The sequence below is a fragment of the Arthrobacter sp. 10T413_2 genome (assembly GCF_056394205.1).
On sequence record NZ_JBFTHK010000090.1, the window covers coordinates 1 to 17508 of the forward strand.

The window sequence follows — 17508 nt, forward strand, 5'->3', positions numbered from 1 at the left end:
GTTGGTCCGGCCTTGTCCCTATCAGCGGTCAACAAGTGCCTCCGGACCCGGCGACAACACCCCCCGGATCATCAGTGACAGGGCAGGAAAGTCATACCGGGTCCAGCGACCATGTCCCCGACGGTCGGGAACCCAATAAATGTAACGGGAAGCTTTGGACCAACGTCCGACAAATGAAACTGGAAAGCCATCGGTACTGTCCGTCGTCCAACTTGTCCTCAGCCTCTGCGYCTTGGTGGCAACCGGCGCCGTGGCCATCCTGTGGAATCCGATCGATGCAGACTTCATCAATCGCGCCGACAATGCGGGGTGGKACGAAACCATGCTCCTGCCTCACCAAACGGAGCTCTCGCTCGTCGTCAACGCGTCGGTTCTTGCAACGTTTGTCCTCGTCGTGACCGCGTTCCATGGCGTGCTGGCCACACGCCGACGGGCCGGGGTGAGAACTCCTCTCCAGTTCGTCGCGTTCACGCCTCACAGCAAGGCCCCTGATGTGGATCTTGAACTCGGGMAATGAACTTCCACGGAACGGATGGGAACCGGGTGGCATCTTCCGAAGTCGCCGCGCAGGTCCTTGACCGGCGCAGTTATCGCCGGACAACCTTGGTGCATGACAGTTCGAGGCATCGCCGCCGCGGCAGCCACTTCTCGCTCTTCACGCACTGCGCCCCGGCGCCACGGGCTTCCTGAGAACCTGCTCCTGAGGGTAGCCCGACGCCGCCGCCAGAGTGCTTGTCGGCGCGGCGTTCTCGTGACTGGATGCGGCCCTCGCGAGTTGGACTGAGCACAACGCGGCTGTCCTATTTCGCGATGCGCTCGATATCGCTTTCGAGGCTGTTCGACGCGAAGGCGCCTGCGTACGCTAGTGGAAAAGCAAGGAGCGCCCGATGCGGAAAATCATTATGGCCATGCAGGTGTCCTTGGACGGGTTCTTTGAGGGCCCGGACCGGGACCTCAGTTGGCACATGGTCGACGACGAACTGCACCGCCACTTCAACGAGCAGCTCGCTGCCATGGGCGCGTTCCTGGACGGCCGTGTCACCTACGAGTTGATGGCGGAGTTCTGGCCGACAGCGGACGCCGACCCCGATGTCAACGCTCCGATGGCCGAGTTCGCCCACATCTGGCGGGAGATGCCCAAGATCGTGTATTCCCGGACGCTGACGACAGCCGGCTGGAACACCACCGTGGTGCCGGAGGTCGTGGCAGAAGAAGTCCTGGCACTGAAGTCGCAGCCGGGCGGCGACCTGGCCCTGGGCGGAGCGAATCTCGCGGACACTTTCCGGCGGCTCGGACTGATCGACGAGTACTGGCTGTACGTCCATCCAGTTCTCGTGGGACGGGGCAATCTCCTGTTCAAGCCTGAGGACAAAACAGTCCAGCTCCGGCGACTGGAGGCCCGGACCTTCGGCAACGGAGTAACCCTGCTGCGCTACGCCGCGTAATCATCCCTGCGGAACGTCCGGGCGGCACTTCTTAAGCATTTCTTAATTGCCTCGCGGAAGAGTGGAAACCGGCGCCAGCCTGGCGCCCTTGTCCCGAACCGGAGGATCCCATGACTGGACCCGCCCCTGTTGAACGCGATACAGCACTAGGTCGTCCGGACACTGTGCGACCAGACACAGTGCGTCCCGCCGCGCGGCCGCAGCTGCTGGCCCTCCCCCAGGTCCGCCACTGGCTGCTGCTGGGCCTCCTGCTCTCCGCCGCCGTCCTGGCTCTCGGCCTGGCGGCGCAGCTGACGCCGGGCTTCAGCGCCACCGAGCTCGGCGTAGATCAGGACCTCAGCCAGCATCACGCCGCGGCCCTGACCGCCGTCGCGATGATACTGAACGTCGTGTTTGGGCCGGTCGCCGGCGTCGCGCTGATCGCCGCCGTCACCCTGTGCATCTGGCTGTTCCGCGGCGGACTGGTCAAGGCGATAGCGTTCGGCCTGGTGGCAGTGTCCGGCTGGGTGGCCAGCGAATTCTTCAAGATCCTCGTGGCCCGCCAGCGGCCGAACCCCGCGCTGCTGTTMGATCCTTTGGCACCGGAAACCGGCTCCAACAGCTTCCCCAGCGGCCACGTGTCCTTTGCCGTCGCTCTCGGCTTCGCGCTGTATTTCCTGGCCCGCGGGACCCGCTGGGCCAAGGTGACAGCCTTCGCGGCCGCGGCGATGGCGCTCATCGTGGCGTGGTCCAGGCTGTACATCGGCGTCCACTATCCCTCCGACGTCACGGCATCATTCCTGGCTGCGAGCGCAGCCGTGGTCATGCTCACCGGGCTCTGGAACATTGCCGCGCCGCGGATCGCGGACCGGCTACCGGCCCGTGCCGTCGGCCGCCCGCTGGCCTCTGAGCCGGCATCTGAGAGGAAGTAACCCCCTGCACACCGTGGACATTTCAGCCCTCCTTCCGGCCGCGCAGGCCGCCGGCGCACCGTCGCTGCTGGATCCGGCGAGCCTGCTCGCCGGTCTGGGCCCGGGAGYCTTGGGCGTCATCGCGCTCATGGTCTTCATCGAGTCCGGCGTGCTCTTTCCCTTCCTGCCCGGAGACTCGCTGCTCTTCACCGCCGGGCTCCTGCACCAGCAGCTGCACCTGACGCTGCCGGTGCTGATCGGCGTCGTCACCKCGGCCGCCGTCGTCGGGGACCAGGTGGGGTACATGCTGGGCCGGACCTTCGGCCGGCGATGGTTCAAGGACGATGCCCGGATCCTGAAGACGGCCCACCTGACCACCACGGAAGACTTCTTCCGGCGGCACGGCGGCGCCGCCGTCGTGCTCGCGCGCTTCGTCCCCATGGTCAGGACCTTTGCGCCGCTCAGTGCCGGGATCGCACGCTATGAATACAAGTCCTTCATCCTCTGGAACATCACCGGCGCGGCCGCGTGGGCAATCTCCGTGACGATGCTGGGCACCTGGCTGGGACACTTTGACATCGTCGCCAAAAACATCGACGTCATCGCCGTGGGCATGGTCCTGCTCTCCGTCGTGCCGGGTATCGTGCAGTTCCTCAGGCGCCGCCGCGCCGGCCGGCGCGCGGGGGCAGCTGCCGGCGACACGGAGGCGGAAACCGGGGAGGGACTGCCGGCCCGGGAAATGGTCACGGAAGAATAGCTGACATGACAACCGCTGACCGGCCGTCCCTGCTGCTCGTCGAGGACGACGCCGCCCTGGGACCGCTCATCGCCGAGCTGCTGGACCCGGATTACCACGTCCGGCTGGTCACCAACGGTCGTGACGGCCTGCACGTGGGGCTGACCGGGGCCTGGGACGTCATGGTGATCGACCGCGGTCTGCCCGTGATGGACGGCATCGCCCTCATCGGGGCCTTGCGGTCCAAAGGCATCGGCACGCCCATCCTGATCCTGACCGCGCTGGGCGACGCAGAGGAGAAAGTCAGGGGTCTGGACGCCGGCGCCAACGACTACGTGACCAAACCGTTCGACGCCGGCGAACTGGCGGCACGACTGCGCGCATTGACGCGCACCTATGCCGCCGTGCCGGCACCGCTKAGCATCGGGGACTGKGAGCTGGACCCGGCGCAGCGCTCGATCCGGTCCGTCTACGGGCACACGGTGTCGCTGACCGCAAAGGAAGGACAGCTKCTGGCAGCCCTGGCCGCGGAACCTGACCGGGTCTTCACCCGGGACGAACTCCTGTCCGCGCACTTCCATGCCTCCGATCAGCCCGGGGTGATCGATACCTACGTCCACCACTTGCGCCGGAAGATCTCCAAGGCCGTCATCCGCACCGTACACGGCGTCGGCTACCAGATCGGCGATGCCCATGAGTAACGGCGGGGGCGGCGGCGAAACCCCGGACCACTCCACACTGCGCAAGKCCTCCCTCAAAGTCGCCTTGCGGATCAGCGCCGCCTGCGCGGTCATGGTCCTCGGACTCCTCGMCGCCACAGCGCTGTACCTCGTCAACCAGCTGGCCCATCCTGAAGTTCCGCGTTCGGCATCGGCCGGGGCGGCCTACGCCTACCTGGATTCCCGGGACGTGCTCGAAGCCATGCTCATCGCCGGGGTCGCGGGAGTCGTGCTGGCGGGCATCGTCGGATGGCTCAGCGCGCGCAGCGCCATCCGCCCCCTCGGCGACGCCTTGGCCCGGCAACGGCGCTTCGTCCAGGACGCCAGCCATGAACTGCGCACCCCCTTGACCATCCTGGACACCAGGATCCAGCTTGCCCAGCGCAACACCGACCCCGGCTCCAAGCAGGCCCAGGACCTGGCCCGGATCCGGGAGGACGCGGCAACGCTGACCGGGATCGTCAACGAACTGCTCCTCGCGGCCACCACCGACGCCCCTGACCGCTCGGCAGCGCCTGCCGACCTCGCCGACACCGCCTCCGGCGTCGCCGAGGGCCTGCGGCTGGTCGCGGAGCAACGGGACGTGCGCCTGGACTTCTCCCCCGATGCCAGGCCGCTGGCCCGGATCGACGCCAACGCCTTGCGCCGCGCCGTCCTGGCCCTGGCGGACAACGCTCTCTCCCACACCCCACCGGGCGGCCGTGTGACCATCACGACGGCGATCGAGCAGAACCGCGCGGTCATCACCGTGGCGGACACGGGGACCGGGATCACCGGCGTGGACCAGGCAAGGATCTTTGACCGCTTCGTGCGAACTTCCAGCACCGGCGGAACGCAGGGACAGCGGAGCTTTGGCATCGGCTTGGCCCTGGTCCGGGAGATAGCCGTGGCTGCCGGCGGCGCCGTCGAGGTTGCCTCCACCGGCGACGCCGGCACGGTCATGAAGATGACGCTTCCGCTGGCCGCGGGCGGGAACGACTGAGAAACCGGAGAAATCCGTGGTAATCCGGGCAAGGGAAAGACCGGCGATCGCTTGCCCCCAAGAGAAAATCGATCGCCGGTCTTTCCGGACTGGGTGGCCCCTGGAGGGGCCGCCTGGCTCCTACCGGGTTTACGCGCGGACGAAGGTCACGCCGCCGGTCGCGGTGAGCCAGGACAGCGGGTGCACGATCGTCTGGTTGGCGCCGTTCATACCGCCGCTGATCACCTGGCCGTTGCCGGCGTAGATGCCGACGTGGCCGGACTGGACCACCATGTCACCGGGCTGCGGGGCCGCCACAACGGTTCCGAGGCCAAGGAAGGCCCGGGGCCCGATGTCGCCGACGGGCTTACCGGCCGCGCCAAGGGCCTTTTCCACCATCGCGGTGCAGTCCTGGGTGATGCCCAGCTGGCTGTACGCGGCAGAAAGCATGATGGCGTTGCGGCCACCGGCGGGCGCCGCGGCCGKGGCGGGCGCCGTAGCGGCCTGCACCTGCACGGACGGCGCAGCGGCCGCCTTGGGTGCTGCTGCGGGCGCTGCTGCGGGAGCAGCGGCAACGGGCTTGGGCTGTTCGATGACCGGCGCGGCGACAGAGCTCACTGCGGGGCGGTCGAAGCTGATCTTGACGCTTGAATCGGCGCTGACTGGCGCGCTGAGAAGTCCCTTGACTTCCGCGGCGGAGGCCGGAGCGGCGTCCCGCTGCACGGGTGCCGGGGCTGCGTTGGCGGCCATTCCGCTGGTGAGAACCAGGCCGGATGCKGCCGCAAGGACGGCGGCATGGCGCGCAAAAGTATTGATTGAAGACATGGATGTAGCCTCTCCCAATGCCTGCGAGGTGAGCTGTCGGATTCGGATGGGAGTCACCCGGCCGCACTCCCGGGCCCGTMATTGCGGGCACTGTGCGGCTTCACCCCAAGGCCTGCGTATCAGCAGGCCAAAAGTGGTTTCCCCGTCTCTGCCGGTCGTTGGTGCGAGTTACCCCCGGGCCGCGGCAGAGTTAGGCAATCGGCTGGGGAGCGCCCGTATCGGAGACAACAGGCACTTATCCACCGTAGCGCGAACCGCAGGCTAATGTCACATTCAGGTAACGGCCACCACAGTGCGGTCCGGMAGTTGCCCATAGGGCGGCGCAGCTTTTCGACCATAAGATGATGCCATCAGCACCACCTTGGAAGCGGAGGCCCGAAATGAACAGCCACTGTGTCGCCATCTGCCAGTTGAGCAACCAGCCCCAGGAGGATTTCGACGTCAATACCKAACTGCTGATCCTGGACGGCCCGGACGTCCATGTGTCCACATGGGATGCGGAGCCTCGGGACGGCGGCTTCGACGAACACGTCCTGAACGACCGGGTGGACGCCCTCGGGTTCATGGTTGTCAACGACTGGGCCTTCCTGGACGGCAAGGCCTACGCGGTAGTGGAACGGMGGTCAGGAACGTAGGCGCGCTGCACCCTCCACGGGACTAGTCTCATTCMATGACAAAGGATTCGGACAAGGGCCACGAKGGCGACCAGGTGTTGTGGCGCGGTGAGCCCGAGGAACACGACTATCCGGCTGCCGCTCGTTATCTCTCGTTGCTCACCGATGACGCCAGGGCCGCCGCCATCGTGGAGTCGTTGCGCCTGGCGCCGCTAACCCATCACGTGGCCAAAGACATCCTGCGGGCCTCAGGCCTGCCGCTCCTGACCCGGGACAACCCCCATGTGGCCTCCGACCTGGCCAAGATTGCMGACGGCCGTCCGCTCTCCCCCGTCCTCCTGGTTCGCGGGGACCTCGACGCCGGAGTCGCGGCCCAGATTGCCGACGGCTATCACCGGGTCTGCGCTTCCTACCTCACGGACGAGAACACAGACATTCCGGTGAAGCTTGTTGCCCCGATTGGCCCGGGGCCGTCCCGCAGTCTCGAGCCATGACCTTCCTGACCCTGGCGCTGATCGCCGTCGTCGCCCTGGCTGGTCCCCTGCTCGCGCTGCCGKTGCACTGGCGGCTGCCGGTGGTACTGGGCGAACTGCTGGCCGGGATCGCGATCGGACGGACGGGCCTGGGCCTGGTGAACCCGGCAGATCCGACATTCAGCTTCCTGGCCAACATCGGGTTTGCGCTGATGATGTTCGTGGCCGGAACCCATGTTCCCGTGCGGGATCCTCAAATCCGCTCTGCCCTYGGCAAAGGAACGCGCCGGGCCGTAGCGGCCGCAGCGGCCGCAGTGGTCGTCGGAACCGGCATCGGCGTGCTCTTCGGGACTGGACATGCTCCCCTCTACGTCGTGCTGCTGGCGTCCTCGTCAGCCGCGCTGGTCCTCCCGATCGTCGATTCTCTGCGCCTCGGCGGACCCGACGTCGTTTCCATGACCGCACAGGTGGCGATCGCTGACATAGCCTGCATTGTGGCGCTGCCGCTCCTGGTGGATCCGCCGCACGCAGGCCGGGCGGCCCTGACCGTGCTCACCGTGGCAGGCTGCGCTGTGGCGCTCTTTTTTGTACTCAGATGGCTGKAGAGCACAGGAATCCGCGGCCACGTGCACCGGCTCTCGGAAAACCGCAAGTTTGCCCTGGAGCTGAGGATCCAGTTGGCGGTGCTGTTTGCCCTGGCCGGTGTCGCGACTTTCGGCAACGTGTCCGTGATGATGGCGGGCTTTTCCTTCGGCCTGGTGGTGGCAGCCGTCGGCGAACCGAGGCGGCTGGCCCGGCAACTTTTTGCCCTCAGCGACGGCTTCCTGGGCCCGCTGTTCTTCGTCTGGCTGGGCGCATCCCTGACGCTCAAGGACCTGGCCGGGCACCCGGACATGATTGCGCTCGGTCTGGCACTGGGGGCCGGAACGTTGCTGGCGCACGCCGGTTTGGCGTTCCTGGGGCTCCCCCTGCCGCTCGGTGTGTTGTCGGCGGCCCAGCTCGGCGTTCCGGTGGCAGCTGCGAGCATCGGCACGCAGCTTGACGTCCTGTTCCCCGGCGAGGCAGCAGCCCTGCTGATGGGTGCGTTGATCACCATCGCCGCGAGCGCCCTGGCCGGGTCGCGGGCAGCCAAGAGGTTCGCGCTGCCTGCGAAGGCCGGCGGCGGGTCAAGCGAAGCCGGCAGCACCGCCGGCCAAGGTGATCCAGGCGATCCAAGCGCTCCGAAGCACTGAACKGGACCGTGTAGGGAACCGTCACCCTCCAGCGGGAGTGAACTGCAGCTCGGGTCTCTTCTTGGCCATTTCCGCCAGGACGCGCGTTATGGCGGCCCGGACCGGMGCGGCGTCATCGGCCGTGTCGTCGTMGGMGGTGTCGCGGTCGGTTGTGGCGCTGTCGGTTKTGGCGCTGTCGGCCTCCGTGTCGGCGTCGAACGTGAAACCCGCTGCGTCCTCGCCGAGCACCGCGCGCGCGTGGCGGACGAAGCTGTCCCAATCCCCGGCGCCGGCGCGCAGCGCCATGAGCGGCGAAAGCAGCGCGGCCCGGCGCAGCCAGGGATCGGGCTCGCGCACCCACCGGTCCAGCACGCTGTCGGCCCGCACCCTGCCCAGGACGTCCAGACTGTCCACGAGCGGCCCGACGACGTCGACGGCGAGCKAATCCACGAGGTCCGGCAGTCGAGCCTCCCGGATGAAGCCCTCCAGCCGGGTGAGATCGGAGTTGGTCAACAGCTTCACGTGGTCCTGCAGCAGCACCACTGCTGCGAGGCGGCGCTCGAAGACCGGCACCGCCCACAGTTCGGAACTCAGTGCCGTGATCTCATCATGCGTGAGCCCGGAATACCGGCGGCCGGCATCCCGKACGGTCCCGCGCACGGCCCCMACGGAGGCTCCGTAGAAACCGAGGCCACCGCCCCCGGGATTTCTTCCCAGCCCGTACCGCAACGCCTCCGCACGGCTCCAGGAACCTTCCCGCTACAGCGCGAGGTCAATGAATTCGCCAGCATCACTCACGGATCCATTCTTTCCCCTCGGCGCGCGGGCGGGAAACGAGGAATMGCGGCCCGCCGACTGCGCCTACCTAGACTGAATGGGACAAGTTTCCGATCGAAAGCGGTTCTCGCAGCCATGCACACCACCACCAGGCACCCCAAGCTGGCACTTGCCGTCGCACTTTCTGCCGTGACGTTGGGGGTGGCGTCGTGTGCTGCTTCCGGGCCGTCCCCCGAGGTGCCCGCGACGTCGGCGGCGCCGGCGACCTCCACCGTCCCCGCCACCGCCCCCGCCCCCGATTTTGGCCTCGACATCGCAGGGGCTCCCGGGCGGATCGCGCAGGCCGGTCTCTCGGTGCTGAYAGCCGAGGGGAACGTGGACCATTACCACGCGCATCTGGACGTGCTGAAGGACGGCCAGGCCGTAGCTGTGCCGGCCAACATCGGCATCACGGCCGGCCCGGACAACAGGGCCAACGGCATCTCCGCGCTGCACACCCACGACACCACCGGCGTGGTCCACATCGAGTCCCCCACTGCCGGCCAGGTCTTCACCCTCGGGCAGCTCTTCACGGAATGGGGCGTCCTCGGAGGCAGCGGCGCCCCGGGCACCGGGGCGGGATCGCTGGACGGCTGGACCCTCTACGTGAACGGCCAGAAGTACGGCTCCGGCATCCGGGACCTCCCGTTGAAGGCACACGACGAGATCGTCCTCAGCTACGGCACTCCCCCGGCAAAGATCCCGGCCGCCTACGAATTTCCCTCTGGAGAATGACGGGGCGCCGGGCCGCCGCATCCGATCAAGCCGCGTGACAACGGAACTTGCGGGCGACACGCGCAGGTTTGCGGGCCAAGGTAACGATCCAGTAACGTAGGCGACTGGCCGCGAAGGCMTGGCCCGAACGCAGGGCCCCGGACTGCCCCTTGCCGGGCCCGGTTGCGCCGTTCGGCGTCTGCTCGCCCGTGCCCTTGCGGCAGGGGCCGGATGAAGCTTCCCGCACTGGCCGCCGCCCTGGCAGCGACGGTTGTGTGCGCCAGTCACCAAGCCCGGAGGGGTCCGTTGTTCACGAAATCACCGTCCAAAGAAGCACCATCCAAAGAAGCACCGTCCAAAGAAGCACGGTTCAAGACGACACACTTCAACAAAATCGCCATTGCGCTGACCATGGGCGCACTGTCCCTGACCGGGTGCGGCGCTGCTCCCACGGCAGGAGCCTCAGCCCTATCCCCGGCAAGCGAGGCCTCACGTCCTGCCGTGGCGTCGACGCCGTCAGCGGCCGCAGCGACTAAGGCGCCGGCCACCGGGTCTGCGCTGAAGCCGGTCGGCGGGACGGCCACTCCAGCGGCAGATCCCGGAGTCGTGGCGGCGCCGGCAGCCCCCGCCACCCCCGCAGCCGCACCGGTCGATGCGCCCGCGGCAGKTGCCGCGCCGGCGGCAGCCCCCGCGGGTTCGACGCCGGCAGCCCCGGCCCCCGCGCCCGTTTCCGCCCAGGCCGCCGTCGCCGCCACCGGCGACGGTTCGCAGGCCGCCACGGCCCGGGGCTGGGGTGCKGTTGTCGCGGGCGACGAGTTCTCCAACACGGGCGCCCCTGACTCCACCAAGTGGAGCCTCTTCAACGGAACCGGACATGCCGGCAAGGGCGTCCGCAGCCCGCAGGCCTGGTCGGTTGCCAATGGCGTGGCCACGGTCAGCGGCAACTCGTCCGGCACCACGGGCGGCATGTCGGCCAAATTTGCCCAGCAGAAGTACGGCAAGTGGGAAACCCGCATGCGGACCAACGCCCGGGACCCGAAGTACCACCCCGTGCTGATCCTGTGGCCCAACAACAACGCCTCCACCAACTGCGCCGAGATCGACTACGCCGAGGGCAGCACCAACACCGCCCAGATCAAGTTCTTCCTGCACTATGCCTGCAGCGGCTCGAACTTCCAGACGGTTGCGGCCACGACCATCGACACCACGCAATGGCACAACTATGCCGTCGAGTGGACTCCTGCCGGCATCACCGGCTACATCGACGGCGTGAAGACCTTCTCCGACACGAACCCGGCGCACCTGCCCTCCGTGGGCATGCACCAGACGCTGCAGCTGGACTGGTTCCCTGACGGATCAGCCACCAAGCCTTCACAGATGCAGGTCGACTGGGTCCGCGTCTACAAGTAGGCCCCGGTTGCCGGATTCAAACCTTCTGGAGTTCGCGGGCAACCACCGCTGAGACGAGCATGGAGCCGGCCGCCGTCACGGCGTCGATGACCGGCACCCCGAGCCGGCGGCGGAGCACGTCCGCCATGCCGATGCTGCTCAGGCCCGTGCTCGCCTGGACAATGACGTCGGCGCCGGCACCAACCAGCATGTGGGCCGCGGCGAGGGCATCGAAAATCCCGGCGGGCATCAGGAACGCATCGGGCGTTTCGAGCCGCCCTCCGCCGTCCATGAGCAGCATGCGGTCGCCCAGCGAATCCGCGATCGGGCCCGGCACATGGGCACCCAGTCCCAGGACCCCGATCCTTCCGCCGAACGTCATTGCGGCAGCCGCGGCTGCGGCGCCCGCCCCGATGACCGGGATATCCACGGCCGCCCGGGTTGCGGCCAGCCCCGGGTCCGACGTGCAACTGATAATCAGGGCGTCGGCCTCCCCGGCCATTTCCTGCGCCAACTGGACCACCTTGGGAGCCGCAGACTCGAGCGACGCCGGATCGTAGACGCCGGACGGCTGGTCCGGAATACAGCGGGAGGTGACGGTGAATCCGAATGCTTCCTGCAGGAGTTTGCCATGGGCGTGGAGCAGGCGGCGGTCAGACGTCGTCATTACCCGGATCAGTCCAACACGCATGACGCACTACCTTTCCGAACGGATACCTTGCTGCGAGGCTACCCGGTGAGTATTTCCACGTGTTTTCGGGGAGATGACCAATGCACGCGCTGCCGGGCATCTTGGACGTGGCGATCGCGGATGCGCGGCCGCTCAAGGCCCCGACGCCGTAACTTGTGCATCAGCTTGGCAAAAACTTCGCTAGCACTGGGGAAGCGCGTCCGGCGCCGTTGTATGGTGTGTCTCGGTGGTCCGCCTTCGGATCCGGGTCCCATACCCGGGATGGGGGGAAGTCGGAACACCGGTTCCGGGCTCAGCCGGAACATTGACCAAAGGAATAGCCCATGTCGGTGGAGCCGTCGTCCACTCCAGGACTGCAGGAAGACCAGGATCGCGATGGCCTGGCATTTGGCGCAGAGCATGCCTTTGGTACGGCCGGAATCCGACATCAGGCCACCAGAATCATCGAAGCCGTGCTCGCCGACACTACGCCGGAGCACGACCGGGCCCGCGATCTGCTCCGCCGGAAGCTCGACGCCCACCCCGGACACCCGGAACGGGCGTTGATGGAACACCTTGCCGCTTTGAAGGCTGCCGTCGGAGAGTAAGCGMGGCTTTACCGGCTCACGTAMGGGGCTTCACTTGTAGACGCGGATCCAGTCGACCTGCATCTGGCTCGGATGGGTGGGATTCCCGTTAGGGAACYAGTCAAGCTGCACCGATTGGTGCATCCCCACGGTGGGCTGATGCGCCGGGTTCGTGTCGCTGAACCACAGCAGCCCATCCAGGTATCCGGTGATCCCGGCGGGAGTCCACTCCACGGCATAGTTGTGCCACTGGGTCGTGTCCATTGTCCGTGCGGCCCGGGTCTGGAAGTTCGGGCCGCTGCACGCGTGGTGCAGGTTGAACTTGATCTTGGTGGTGTCCGCGGTGCCTTCCGCATAGTCAATTTCGGCGCAGGTGGGCGATATGTTGTTGTTCGGCCACAGCATCACGACGGGATGGTATTGCGTGTCCCGCGCATTGGTCCTCATCCGCGCTTCCCAGCGGCCGTACTTCTGCTGGGCAAACGTTGCGGACATGCCGCCCGTGGTGCCCGCAGCGTTGCCGCTGACGGTCACCACGCCGCCGCCTACGGCCCAGGCCTTCGGACTCCGGATCCCCTTGCCCGCGTGCCCGGGGCCGTCGTAGACCTTCCATTTAGCGGGGTCCGGGGCCCCGGCGTAGCTGAACTCATCGCCCGCCACCACCGGCCCCCAGCCACGGACGACGGCGGCTTGGGTCCCGTCGGATACTGCCGTCACAGCGGCCGACCGCTCGAGGGCGGGCGCGGCGCCGCACCCGCTCAGGGCCAACGTGCCTGCCGCGGTCAATACCGCAACCGTGCGCTTTGTGAACATCGGGCCTCCTGGTGTCTGCGATAGCTTGAGTCTGCAATGCGGAACTCCGGGTCTTGGCTCAAGGCCGCACGGAATGATGACCGGCTGAGGCAGCCATGCCCTCAGACATACTTGCTGAACCAGGCCAGGGTGTCGTTCCACGCGGCGGTGGCCTGCTCCTGGTTGTAACGTTCCCCGGTGTCATTGTGGAATGCGTGGTCCACGCCGGGATAGACCTTGAGCTCATGCCGGACCTCGGTTTTGGCCAGGGCATCCCGGAGCGCCGGCATGGCGCCGGTGATCCGCTGGTCCAGTTCGGCGTAGACACCAAAGACGGCCGCCTTGATGGCCGCCACCTTGTCCAGATCCGGCGCGGGTCCGTAAAACGCGGACGTAGCCTTCAAACCGGGGAGCGCCGTCGCCGCCTGCCAGGTGATTCCCCCGCCAAAGCAGAAACCGTTCATGGCGATCCGGCCCTGGTCGACGAAGTCCTGGACACTCAGATAGTCGAAGGCCGCGGCGAAGTCAGAGACGTGGCGCCGGGCTCCGGCCTGGATCAGCGCTCCCGGGACGGCGTCCGGGTCCATGCTCGCCGTTCCGCCTTCCCGGCTCAGCAAGTCCAGGGCCAGTGCAGCATACCCGGCCTTGGCGAAGCGGCGCGCTACATCCTGGATATGCGCGGTCAGCCCGCGGTTCTCGTGGCAGATCAGCACGGCCGGGCCGGCCGGACCATGATCCGGCCGCGCAAGATAGCCGCTGATAGCGGTGCCACCAGCAGTGAACCGCACCGTTGCCGTCGTGAGTCCGGCCGCTCCCTCGGGGACGGACAACGGACTCTTGGCCCCCGGTACCGCACCCGCGGACGACGCACCTGTCCCTTGCCCCGATCCGGCCGAGGACGTAGCCGGCGTCGGCATAGGGTCCGTGCTGCGCGGAACTTCGTCGGGCGTGCAGCCAACCAGGAGCATCGCTGCCGAGGCTGTCGCCATGCTGCCTGTAATGAACGCCACCCGGCGCGTGAACGTGCGCTGACTCATGGCGCCGGCGCGGTAATCGTCGAAGAATTCCTCAATMAGATACTTCTCAAACTTGCCAAGCTGGATCATGGTGGACCTCCTGGACTTTGCCGTTCATCCTCCTCCGAAGGCCGACTCCCGGCAAGTGACGCGGCTCAGCATGAGGCCAGCCCTATCAGTCCACGGGCCGCGCGGGATGATCCGGCCGGCGCCCCGCCAACGACTGCACCGTCTCTGCGATCCCCACGTTTTCTCGTTCAAGCTCTTCCATGTACAGCCGTCCGCCTGTTATGAGGCCGTCCTCGACCTCGAAGATCGTCACACCACGCATGTCGAAGGGCCGTCCGTCGCCGCGGGTGCCGGCCCAGGTCCATTCGCTCCACGCGGTGTTGCCGCGGTCCGCCGAGCTGATCACCTCGGCGTGAAAGTCGGGAATGCCAGCGAACATCGCTGCCCAGTTGGCGTGCATCTGCGGCCTTCCCACGAAGGCCCTGGCCGGGTGGGCCGGTTGCACGCTCTTGTAGGACTCATGGAACAACGCAGCTGCTGCCTCGAGGTCGTGGGCATTCATCGCAGCCAGCAGGTGTTGGATGACTTCGCTCATGTGATCGCTCCTCCCCGCGGCAGGGGAACCCCCACACGCGGGCCCCCGGCCGCTACGGCTTGAGCACGATCCKAATCGGGTTGCCGTCCTTCTCGCTGAGCATCCGCACGGCTTCGGCGGCGTCAGCGAGCGRCATTATGCGGCTCACGGAGCGGGAGAACTCGATCCGGCCCAGCTCGTAGAGCGAGACGAGATCGGCAACGTCGGCGGGGGCCGAACCGTAGTGCCCGAGAATCTGCTGCCGGAGGTAGCTGAAGAGCGTCCCGTTGCTCACGTGCAGGGGTTGATCCGCCAGACCCACGAGGACCATTTTTCCGCCGGCGCCCAGCGATCCCGCCGCCTGCTCCCTGACGGCCGGCACCCCGGCGAAGTCGAACGCCGTGGCGAGTCCGCGTCCGCGCGTCGCCGCCCTCATGACGGCGGTGAATCCGGCGTCGTTGGGGTCAAGGGCGACGTCGGCGCCGAACTCGAGAGCCCGGGCGCGGGCCGCTTCGAGCGGGTCGAYGGCGATGATCGGAGCGGCGCCCACGAGCCGGAGCAGCTGCACCGCGTGKGCACCGAGACCGCCCACACCCCAGATCCCGGCCGGCTTGCCCGGCTGGATCCCGGCCGTCGAGGTGATGGCCGCCCACGGCGTCGAAACGGCATCGGGGATGAAGCAGGCCTGTTCAAAGGGGAGGCTGTCCGGCAGCGGAACAACAGTCCCGGCCGAGGCGACTGCGTACTCCGCCCAGCCGCCGTCGTAGTCCACGCCGCGGGTCAGAACGGTGCCGCCACGCTCCTCGCCGGCCTGGAGGAGGACCCGTTGGCCGAGGCGCAAACCCTCGACGCCGTCGCCGAGCTGGTCGATCACCCCGGCGACTTCGTGCCCGAGGGTCACGGTATCGCCCCGGAGGTACTGCGGCTTGAGCATTCCTTCGATGAGGTGGACATCAGAGAGGCAGACGCCGGCCGCGGCGACGGCGATCCGTACCTGTCMGGGGCCGGCCTCAGGCTCCGGCACTTCCTTAACCGMGAACGTGGCGGTTCCAACGTCGAGTCGGCCTGCGAGCATGATCTCTCCTTCGAAAAGCGGCTGTGCGTGAGCGGGGTCTGCCCGGACTTCCCGGAAGTGATCCCGGGAGACTGAATCCTCGGGCGTAGGCATTCTTAAGGGTCAGCCGGCACCGCTCCGTAGATGCTGGTGAGCCAGATGTGGAGCAAGGTCTCAACGGTGTCCTCGACGACGCCCGGGAGGGCTGCTGCCGGAAGCGCCGGTCCMGTCGGATCGAGCCCGGTCAGCGCCGCCGTGATGACGCGCTYGTTGAGCAGATTGAGCGCGCTGGCKAGCAGCCGCGGTTCCGGTCCGGCGGKGGAAGCGCCCCGGTCGCGTTCAGCCCCGATCGCCGCCGCTGTGGCGTCGATCCAGCGGTTTGTCAGCGTGGCCCACTGGGCAGCGAGTTCAGGTTCCGAGGAACGCGCGGCCGCAGCGGCCACCGAGACCCCCCGATGCGCCGCGAACGTCCCGGCGAAGGCTTCGATTGCCTTCMTCCAGGCGGCCGACGGCGCCGCGCCGAGGTCGCTGAAGACATCGGCCGTGCGCTTCTCGGCCTCGTGCGCCACCTGGTCCAGGAGAGTCAGCAGAACAGCCTGCTTCKAAGCGAAATAGAAGTAAAACGTCGGACGGGAGATGCCGGCGCCCCGGGCGAGGTCCTCGATCGTGACGTCCGCAAAGTCCTTTTCGCCGAGCAGCCGCTCGGCCGCGACCAGGATGGCCCGCTGGCGTTCGTCGCCGGACAGCCTGGCCGCCCGGCGTCCCCGGTTCGGAACGCCCTGTGYGKCGTCGTCGGGCGCGGCCGCCGCCGCCGGGCCGGACGACGGCGGCGCAGTTTCTGCGGCGGATGCTGGGTTCATGCGGTCAGCGTAGCACCCTCTCGACAGGGTGTTGACTTCATCAACACCCTGTTCATAGACTGCKGGGAATCGGGGCGGCACCCGTCGGCCGCGCAACTATCAGGGAGCACCATCATCGCCGAACATCTMGACGTCCTCATCGTCGGAGCCGGGCTCTCCGGCATCGGCGCCGCATGCCGACTGACCACAGCTGTCCCGTCGAAATCGATGGCGATCCTCGAGGCCCGCGAATCCAGCGGCGGCACCTGGGATCTGTTCCGCTACCCGGGGGTCCGCTCGGACAGCGACATGTTMACGCTCGGCTATCCGTTCCGTCCCTGGGAGACGTCGACGTCGATCGCCCCGGGTGCGTCCATCCTGCAGTACGTGCGCGAAACCGCTTCGGCCTACGGCGTTGACCGCCTGATCCKCTACGGTCACCGCGTKCTGAGCGCCGGTTGGTCCTCCGCAACCTCGTTGTGGACGGTCGAGGTCGGCCGCGGCGCCGAAGCGCCGGTGACCTTCACGACCCCGTTCCTTTTCATCTGCTCGGGCTACTACCGCTACGACGAGGGTTACAGCCCCACGTTCCCGGGTCAGGACAGCTTCACCGGCGAGATCATCCACCCGCAGCACTGGCCGGCGGACTTCGACGCGACCGGCAAACGGATCGTCGTGATCGGCAGCGGGGCCACGGCCGTCACCCTCGTTCCCKCGCTGGCAGCCGCCGCGGAGCACGTCACCATGCTGCAGCGCTCCCCCGGCTACATGGCCGTCCTCCCGGACACCGACGACGGTTTCGACACCCTCGTATCCCGGCATGTCCCCCGGCGCCTGGCCGGCGTCGTCTCGCGCTGGAAGGGGATCGCGCGGGCGCTGCTGAGCTACCAGATCAGCCGGCGGAGTCCGGAGAAGATGAAGAGCATCCTGCGGCACCAGGTCACGAAGCGCCTGCCCGAGGGTTACGACGTCGAGAAGCACTTCCAGCCCAAGTACAACCCCTGGGACGAGCGCCTGTGCATCGTGCCGAACGGCGACCTCTTCAAGGCCATTCGCTCCGGCCGCGCCGACGTCGCTACCGACACGATCGAGAYCCTCACGCCGGCGGGAATCCGGCTTGCCTCCGGCGCCGAACTGGCCGCCGACGTCGTGGTGACGGCCACCGGCCTGAATC

General features: G+C 67.5%; 21 protein-coding genes and 1 riboswitch. Of the genes, 13 read left to right on the forward strand and 8 right to left on the reverse strand.

The features are described from left to right. The first annotated feature begins 235 nt into the window (after positions 1 to 235). The 6 genes from AC1DBQ_RS14390 to AC1DBQ_RS14415 all read left to right on the forward strand — a co-directional run bounded on the left by AC1DBQ_RS14390 (position 236) and on the right by AC1DBQ_RS14415 (position 4772). Positions 236 to 517, forward strand: a complete 282-nt coding sequence (locus AC1DBQ_RS14390) for a hypothetical protein (protein ID WP_476929148.1) — start codon at positions 236 to 238, stop codon at positions 515 to 517. Positions 518 to 887: 370 nt separating this feature from the next. Then, a complete protein-coding gene (locus tag AC1DBQ_RS14395) occupies positions 888 to 1445 on the forward strand; it encodes a dihydrofolate reductase family protein (protein WP_476929149.1) in 558 nt (185 codons plus the stop codon). 164 nt (positions 1446 to 1609) lie between these two features. Continuing rightward, positions 1610 to 2356 (forward strand): phosphatase PAP2 family protein, encoded by a 747-nt coding sequence (locus tag AC1DBQ_RS14400; RefSeq protein ID WP_476929150.1) that lies wholly within the window; start codon positions 1610 to 1612, stop codon positions 2354 to 2356. 4 nt (positions 2357 to 2360) lie between these two features. Further along, on the forward strand, positions 2361 to 3092 hold the full coding sequence (locus AC1DBQ_RS14405) for a VTT domain-containing protein (protein WP_476929167.1): 732 nt from the start codon (positions 2361 to 2363) through the stop codon (positions 3090 to 3092). A 5-nt stretch (positions 3093 to 3097) separates the two neighbouring features. Continuing rightward, positions 3098 to 3772 (forward strand): response regulator transcription factor, encoded by a 675-nt coding sequence (locus AC1DBQ_RS14410; RefSeq protein ID WP_476929151.1) that lies wholly within the window; start codon positions 3098 to 3100, stop codon positions 3770 to 3772. Next, on the forward strand, positions 3765 to 4772 hold the full coding sequence (locus AC1DBQ_RS14415) for a sensor histidine kinase (protein ID WP_476929152.1): 1008 nt from the start codon (positions 3765 to 3767) through the stop codon (positions 4770 to 4772). The genes AC1DBQ_RS14410 and AC1DBQ_RS14415 overlap by 8 nt, the downstream gene beginning before the upstream one ends. 129 nt (positions 4773 to 4901) lie before the next feature. Here the strand turns inward: AC1DBQ_RS14415 and AC1DBQ_RS14420 are convergent, their stop codons facing one another. Then, a complete protein-coding gene (locus tag AC1DBQ_RS14420) occupies positions 4902 to 5576 on the reverse strand; it encodes an NlpC/P60 family protein (protein ID WP_476929153.1) in 675 nt (224 codons plus the stop codon). A gap of 4 nt (positions 5577 to 5580) precedes the next feature. After that, positions 5581 to 5781: riboswitch (cyclic di-AMP (ydaO/yuaA leader) on the reverse strand. A 175-nt stretch (positions 5782 to 5956) separates the two neighbouring features. Here AC1DBQ_RS14420 and AC1DBQ_RS14425 point away from each other — a divergent pair. The 3 genes from AC1DBQ_RS14425 to AC1DBQ_RS14435 are packed head-to-tail and all read left to right on the forward strand — an operon-like array spanning position 5957 to position 7895. Further along, positions 5957 to 6211 carry a hypothetical protein gene (locus AC1DBQ_RS14425; protein WP_476929154.1) on the forward strand — a complete coding sequence of 85 codons (255 nt, stop codon included), beginning with the start codon at positions 5957 to 5959 and terminating at the stop codon, positions 6209 to 6211. Positions 6212 to 6246: 35 nt separating this feature from the next. After that, positions 6247 to 6684, forward strand: coding sequence for a hypothetical protein (locus AC1DBQ_RS14430; protein WP_476929155.1), 438 nt, complete (start codon positions 6247 to 6249; stop codon positions 6682 to 6684). After that, positions 6681 to 7895, forward strand: a complete 1215-nt coding sequence (locus tag AC1DBQ_RS14435) for a cation:proton antiporter (protein ID WP_476929156.1) — start codon at positions 6681 to 6683, stop codon at positions 7893 to 7895. The genes AC1DBQ_RS14430 and AC1DBQ_RS14435 overlap by 4 nt, the downstream gene beginning before the upstream one ends. A 21-nt stretch (positions 7896 to 7916) precedes the next feature. Here the strand turns inward: AC1DBQ_RS14435 and AC1DBQ_RS14440 are convergent, their stop codons facing one another. Further along, on the reverse strand, positions 7917 to 8603 hold the full coding sequence (locus AC1DBQ_RS14440) for a DNA alkylation repair protein (protein ID WP_476929157.1): 687 nt from the start codon (positions 8601 to 8603) through the stop codon (positions 7917 to 7919). A gap of 183 nt (positions 8604 to 8786) precedes the next feature. Here AC1DBQ_RS14440 and AC1DBQ_RS14445 point away from each other — a divergent pair, with 183 nt between their 5' ends. Together AC1DBQ_RS14445 and AC1DBQ_RS14450 are read left to right on the forward strand one after the other, a co-directional pair. Next, entirely contained in the window at positions 8787 to 9425 is a 639-nt protein-coding gene (locus AC1DBQ_RS14445) for a hypothetical protein (protein ID WP_476929158.1), read from the forward strand. 285 nt (positions 9426 to 9710) lie between these two features. Further along, positions 9711 to 10814: a glycoside hydrolase family 16 protein gene (locus AC1DBQ_RS14450; RefSeq protein ID WP_476929159.1), complete on the forward strand. Its 1104-nt coding sequence runs from the start codon at positions 9711 to 9713 to the stop codon at positions 10812 to 10814. A 16-nt stretch (positions 10815 to 10830) separates the two neighbouring features. Here the strand turns inward: AC1DBQ_RS14450 and AC1DBQ_RS14455 are convergent, their stop codons facing one another. Next, positions 10831 to 11484, reverse strand: coding sequence for an aspartate/glutamate racemase family protein (locus AC1DBQ_RS14455; RefSeq protein ID WP_476929160.1), 654 nt, complete (start codon positions 11482 to 11484; stop codon positions 10831 to 10833). A 323-nt stretch (positions 11485 to 11807) separates the two neighbouring features. On the opposite strand from AC1DBQ_RS14455, the gene AC1DBQ_RS14460 reads away from it, so the two are divergent. Beyond that, on the forward strand, positions 11808 to 12071 hold the full coding sequence (locus tag AC1DBQ_RS14460) for a hypothetical protein (protein WP_476929161.1): 264 nt from the start codon (positions 11808 to 11810) through the stop codon (positions 12069 to 12071). A 30-nt stretch (positions 12072 to 12101) separates the two neighbouring features. On the opposite strand, the gene AC1DBQ_RS14465 is transcribed toward AC1DBQ_RS14460, so the two are convergent. The 5 genes from AC1DBQ_RS14465 to AC1DBQ_RS14485 form a co-directional block, all read right to left on the reverse strand. Further along, positions 12102 to 12863, reverse strand: coding sequence for a glycoside hydrolase family 16 protein (locus AC1DBQ_RS14465; protein ID WP_476929162.1), 762 nt, complete (start codon positions 12861 to 12863; stop codon positions 12102 to 12104). A gap of 101 nt (positions 12864 to 12964) precedes the next feature. Further along, complete coding sequence (locus AC1DBQ_RS14470) at positions 12965 to 13948, reverse strand: dienelactone hydrolase family protein (protein WP_476929163.1); 984 nt, start codon at positions 13946 to 13948, stop codon at positions 12965 to 12967. An 85-nt stretch (positions 13949 to 14033) separates the two neighbouring features. Further along, the gene (locus AC1DBQ_RS14475; RefSeq protein ID WP_476929164.1) at positions 14034 to 14462 is read right to left on the reverse strand and encodes a nuclear transport factor 2 family protein; all 429 of its coding nucleotides are present in this window, start codon (positions 14460 to 14462) and stop codon (positions 14034 to 14036) included. A 52-nt stretch (positions 14463 to 14514) separates the two neighbouring features. After that, entirely contained in the window at positions 14515 to 15516 is a 1002-nt protein-coding gene (locus AC1DBQ_RS14480) for a zinc-binding dehydrogenase (protein WP_476929165.1), read from the reverse strand. A 95-nt stretch (positions 15517 to 15611) separates the two neighbouring features. After that, a complete protein-coding gene (locus tag AC1DBQ_RS14485) occupies positions 15612 to 16355 on the reverse strand; it encodes a TetR/AcrR family transcriptional regulator (RefSeq protein WP_476929166.1) in 744 nt (247 codons plus the stop codon). A 180-nt stretch (positions 16356 to 16535) separates the two neighbouring features. On the opposite strand from AC1DBQ_RS14485, the gene AC1DBQ_RS14490 reads away from it, so the two are divergent. After that, on the forward strand, positions 16536 to 17508 hold a 973-nt coding region (locus AC1DBQ_RS14490; RefSeq protein WP_476929168.1), incomplete at its 3' end, for a flavin-containing monooxygenase.

Bases quoted from the DNA above. Each gene is read 5' to 3' on its own strand.
- AC1DBQ_RS14395 (WP_476929149.1), top strand. From the start codon at position 888: ATGCGGAAAATCATTATGGCCATGCAGGTGTCCTTGGACGGGTTCTTT.
- AC1DBQ_RS14455 (WP_476929160.1), bottom strand. From the start codon at position 11,484: ATGCGTGTTGGACTGATCCGGGTAATGACGACGTCTGACCGCCGCCTG.
- AC1DBQ_RS14475 (WP_476929164.1), bottom strand. From the start codon at position 14,462: ATGAGCGAAGTCATCCAACACCTGCTGGCTGCGATGAATGCCCACGAC.
- AC1DBQ_RS14460 (WP_476929161.1), top strand. From the start codon at position 11,808: ATGTCGGTGGAGCCGTCGTCCACTCCAGGACTGCAGGAAGACCAGGAT.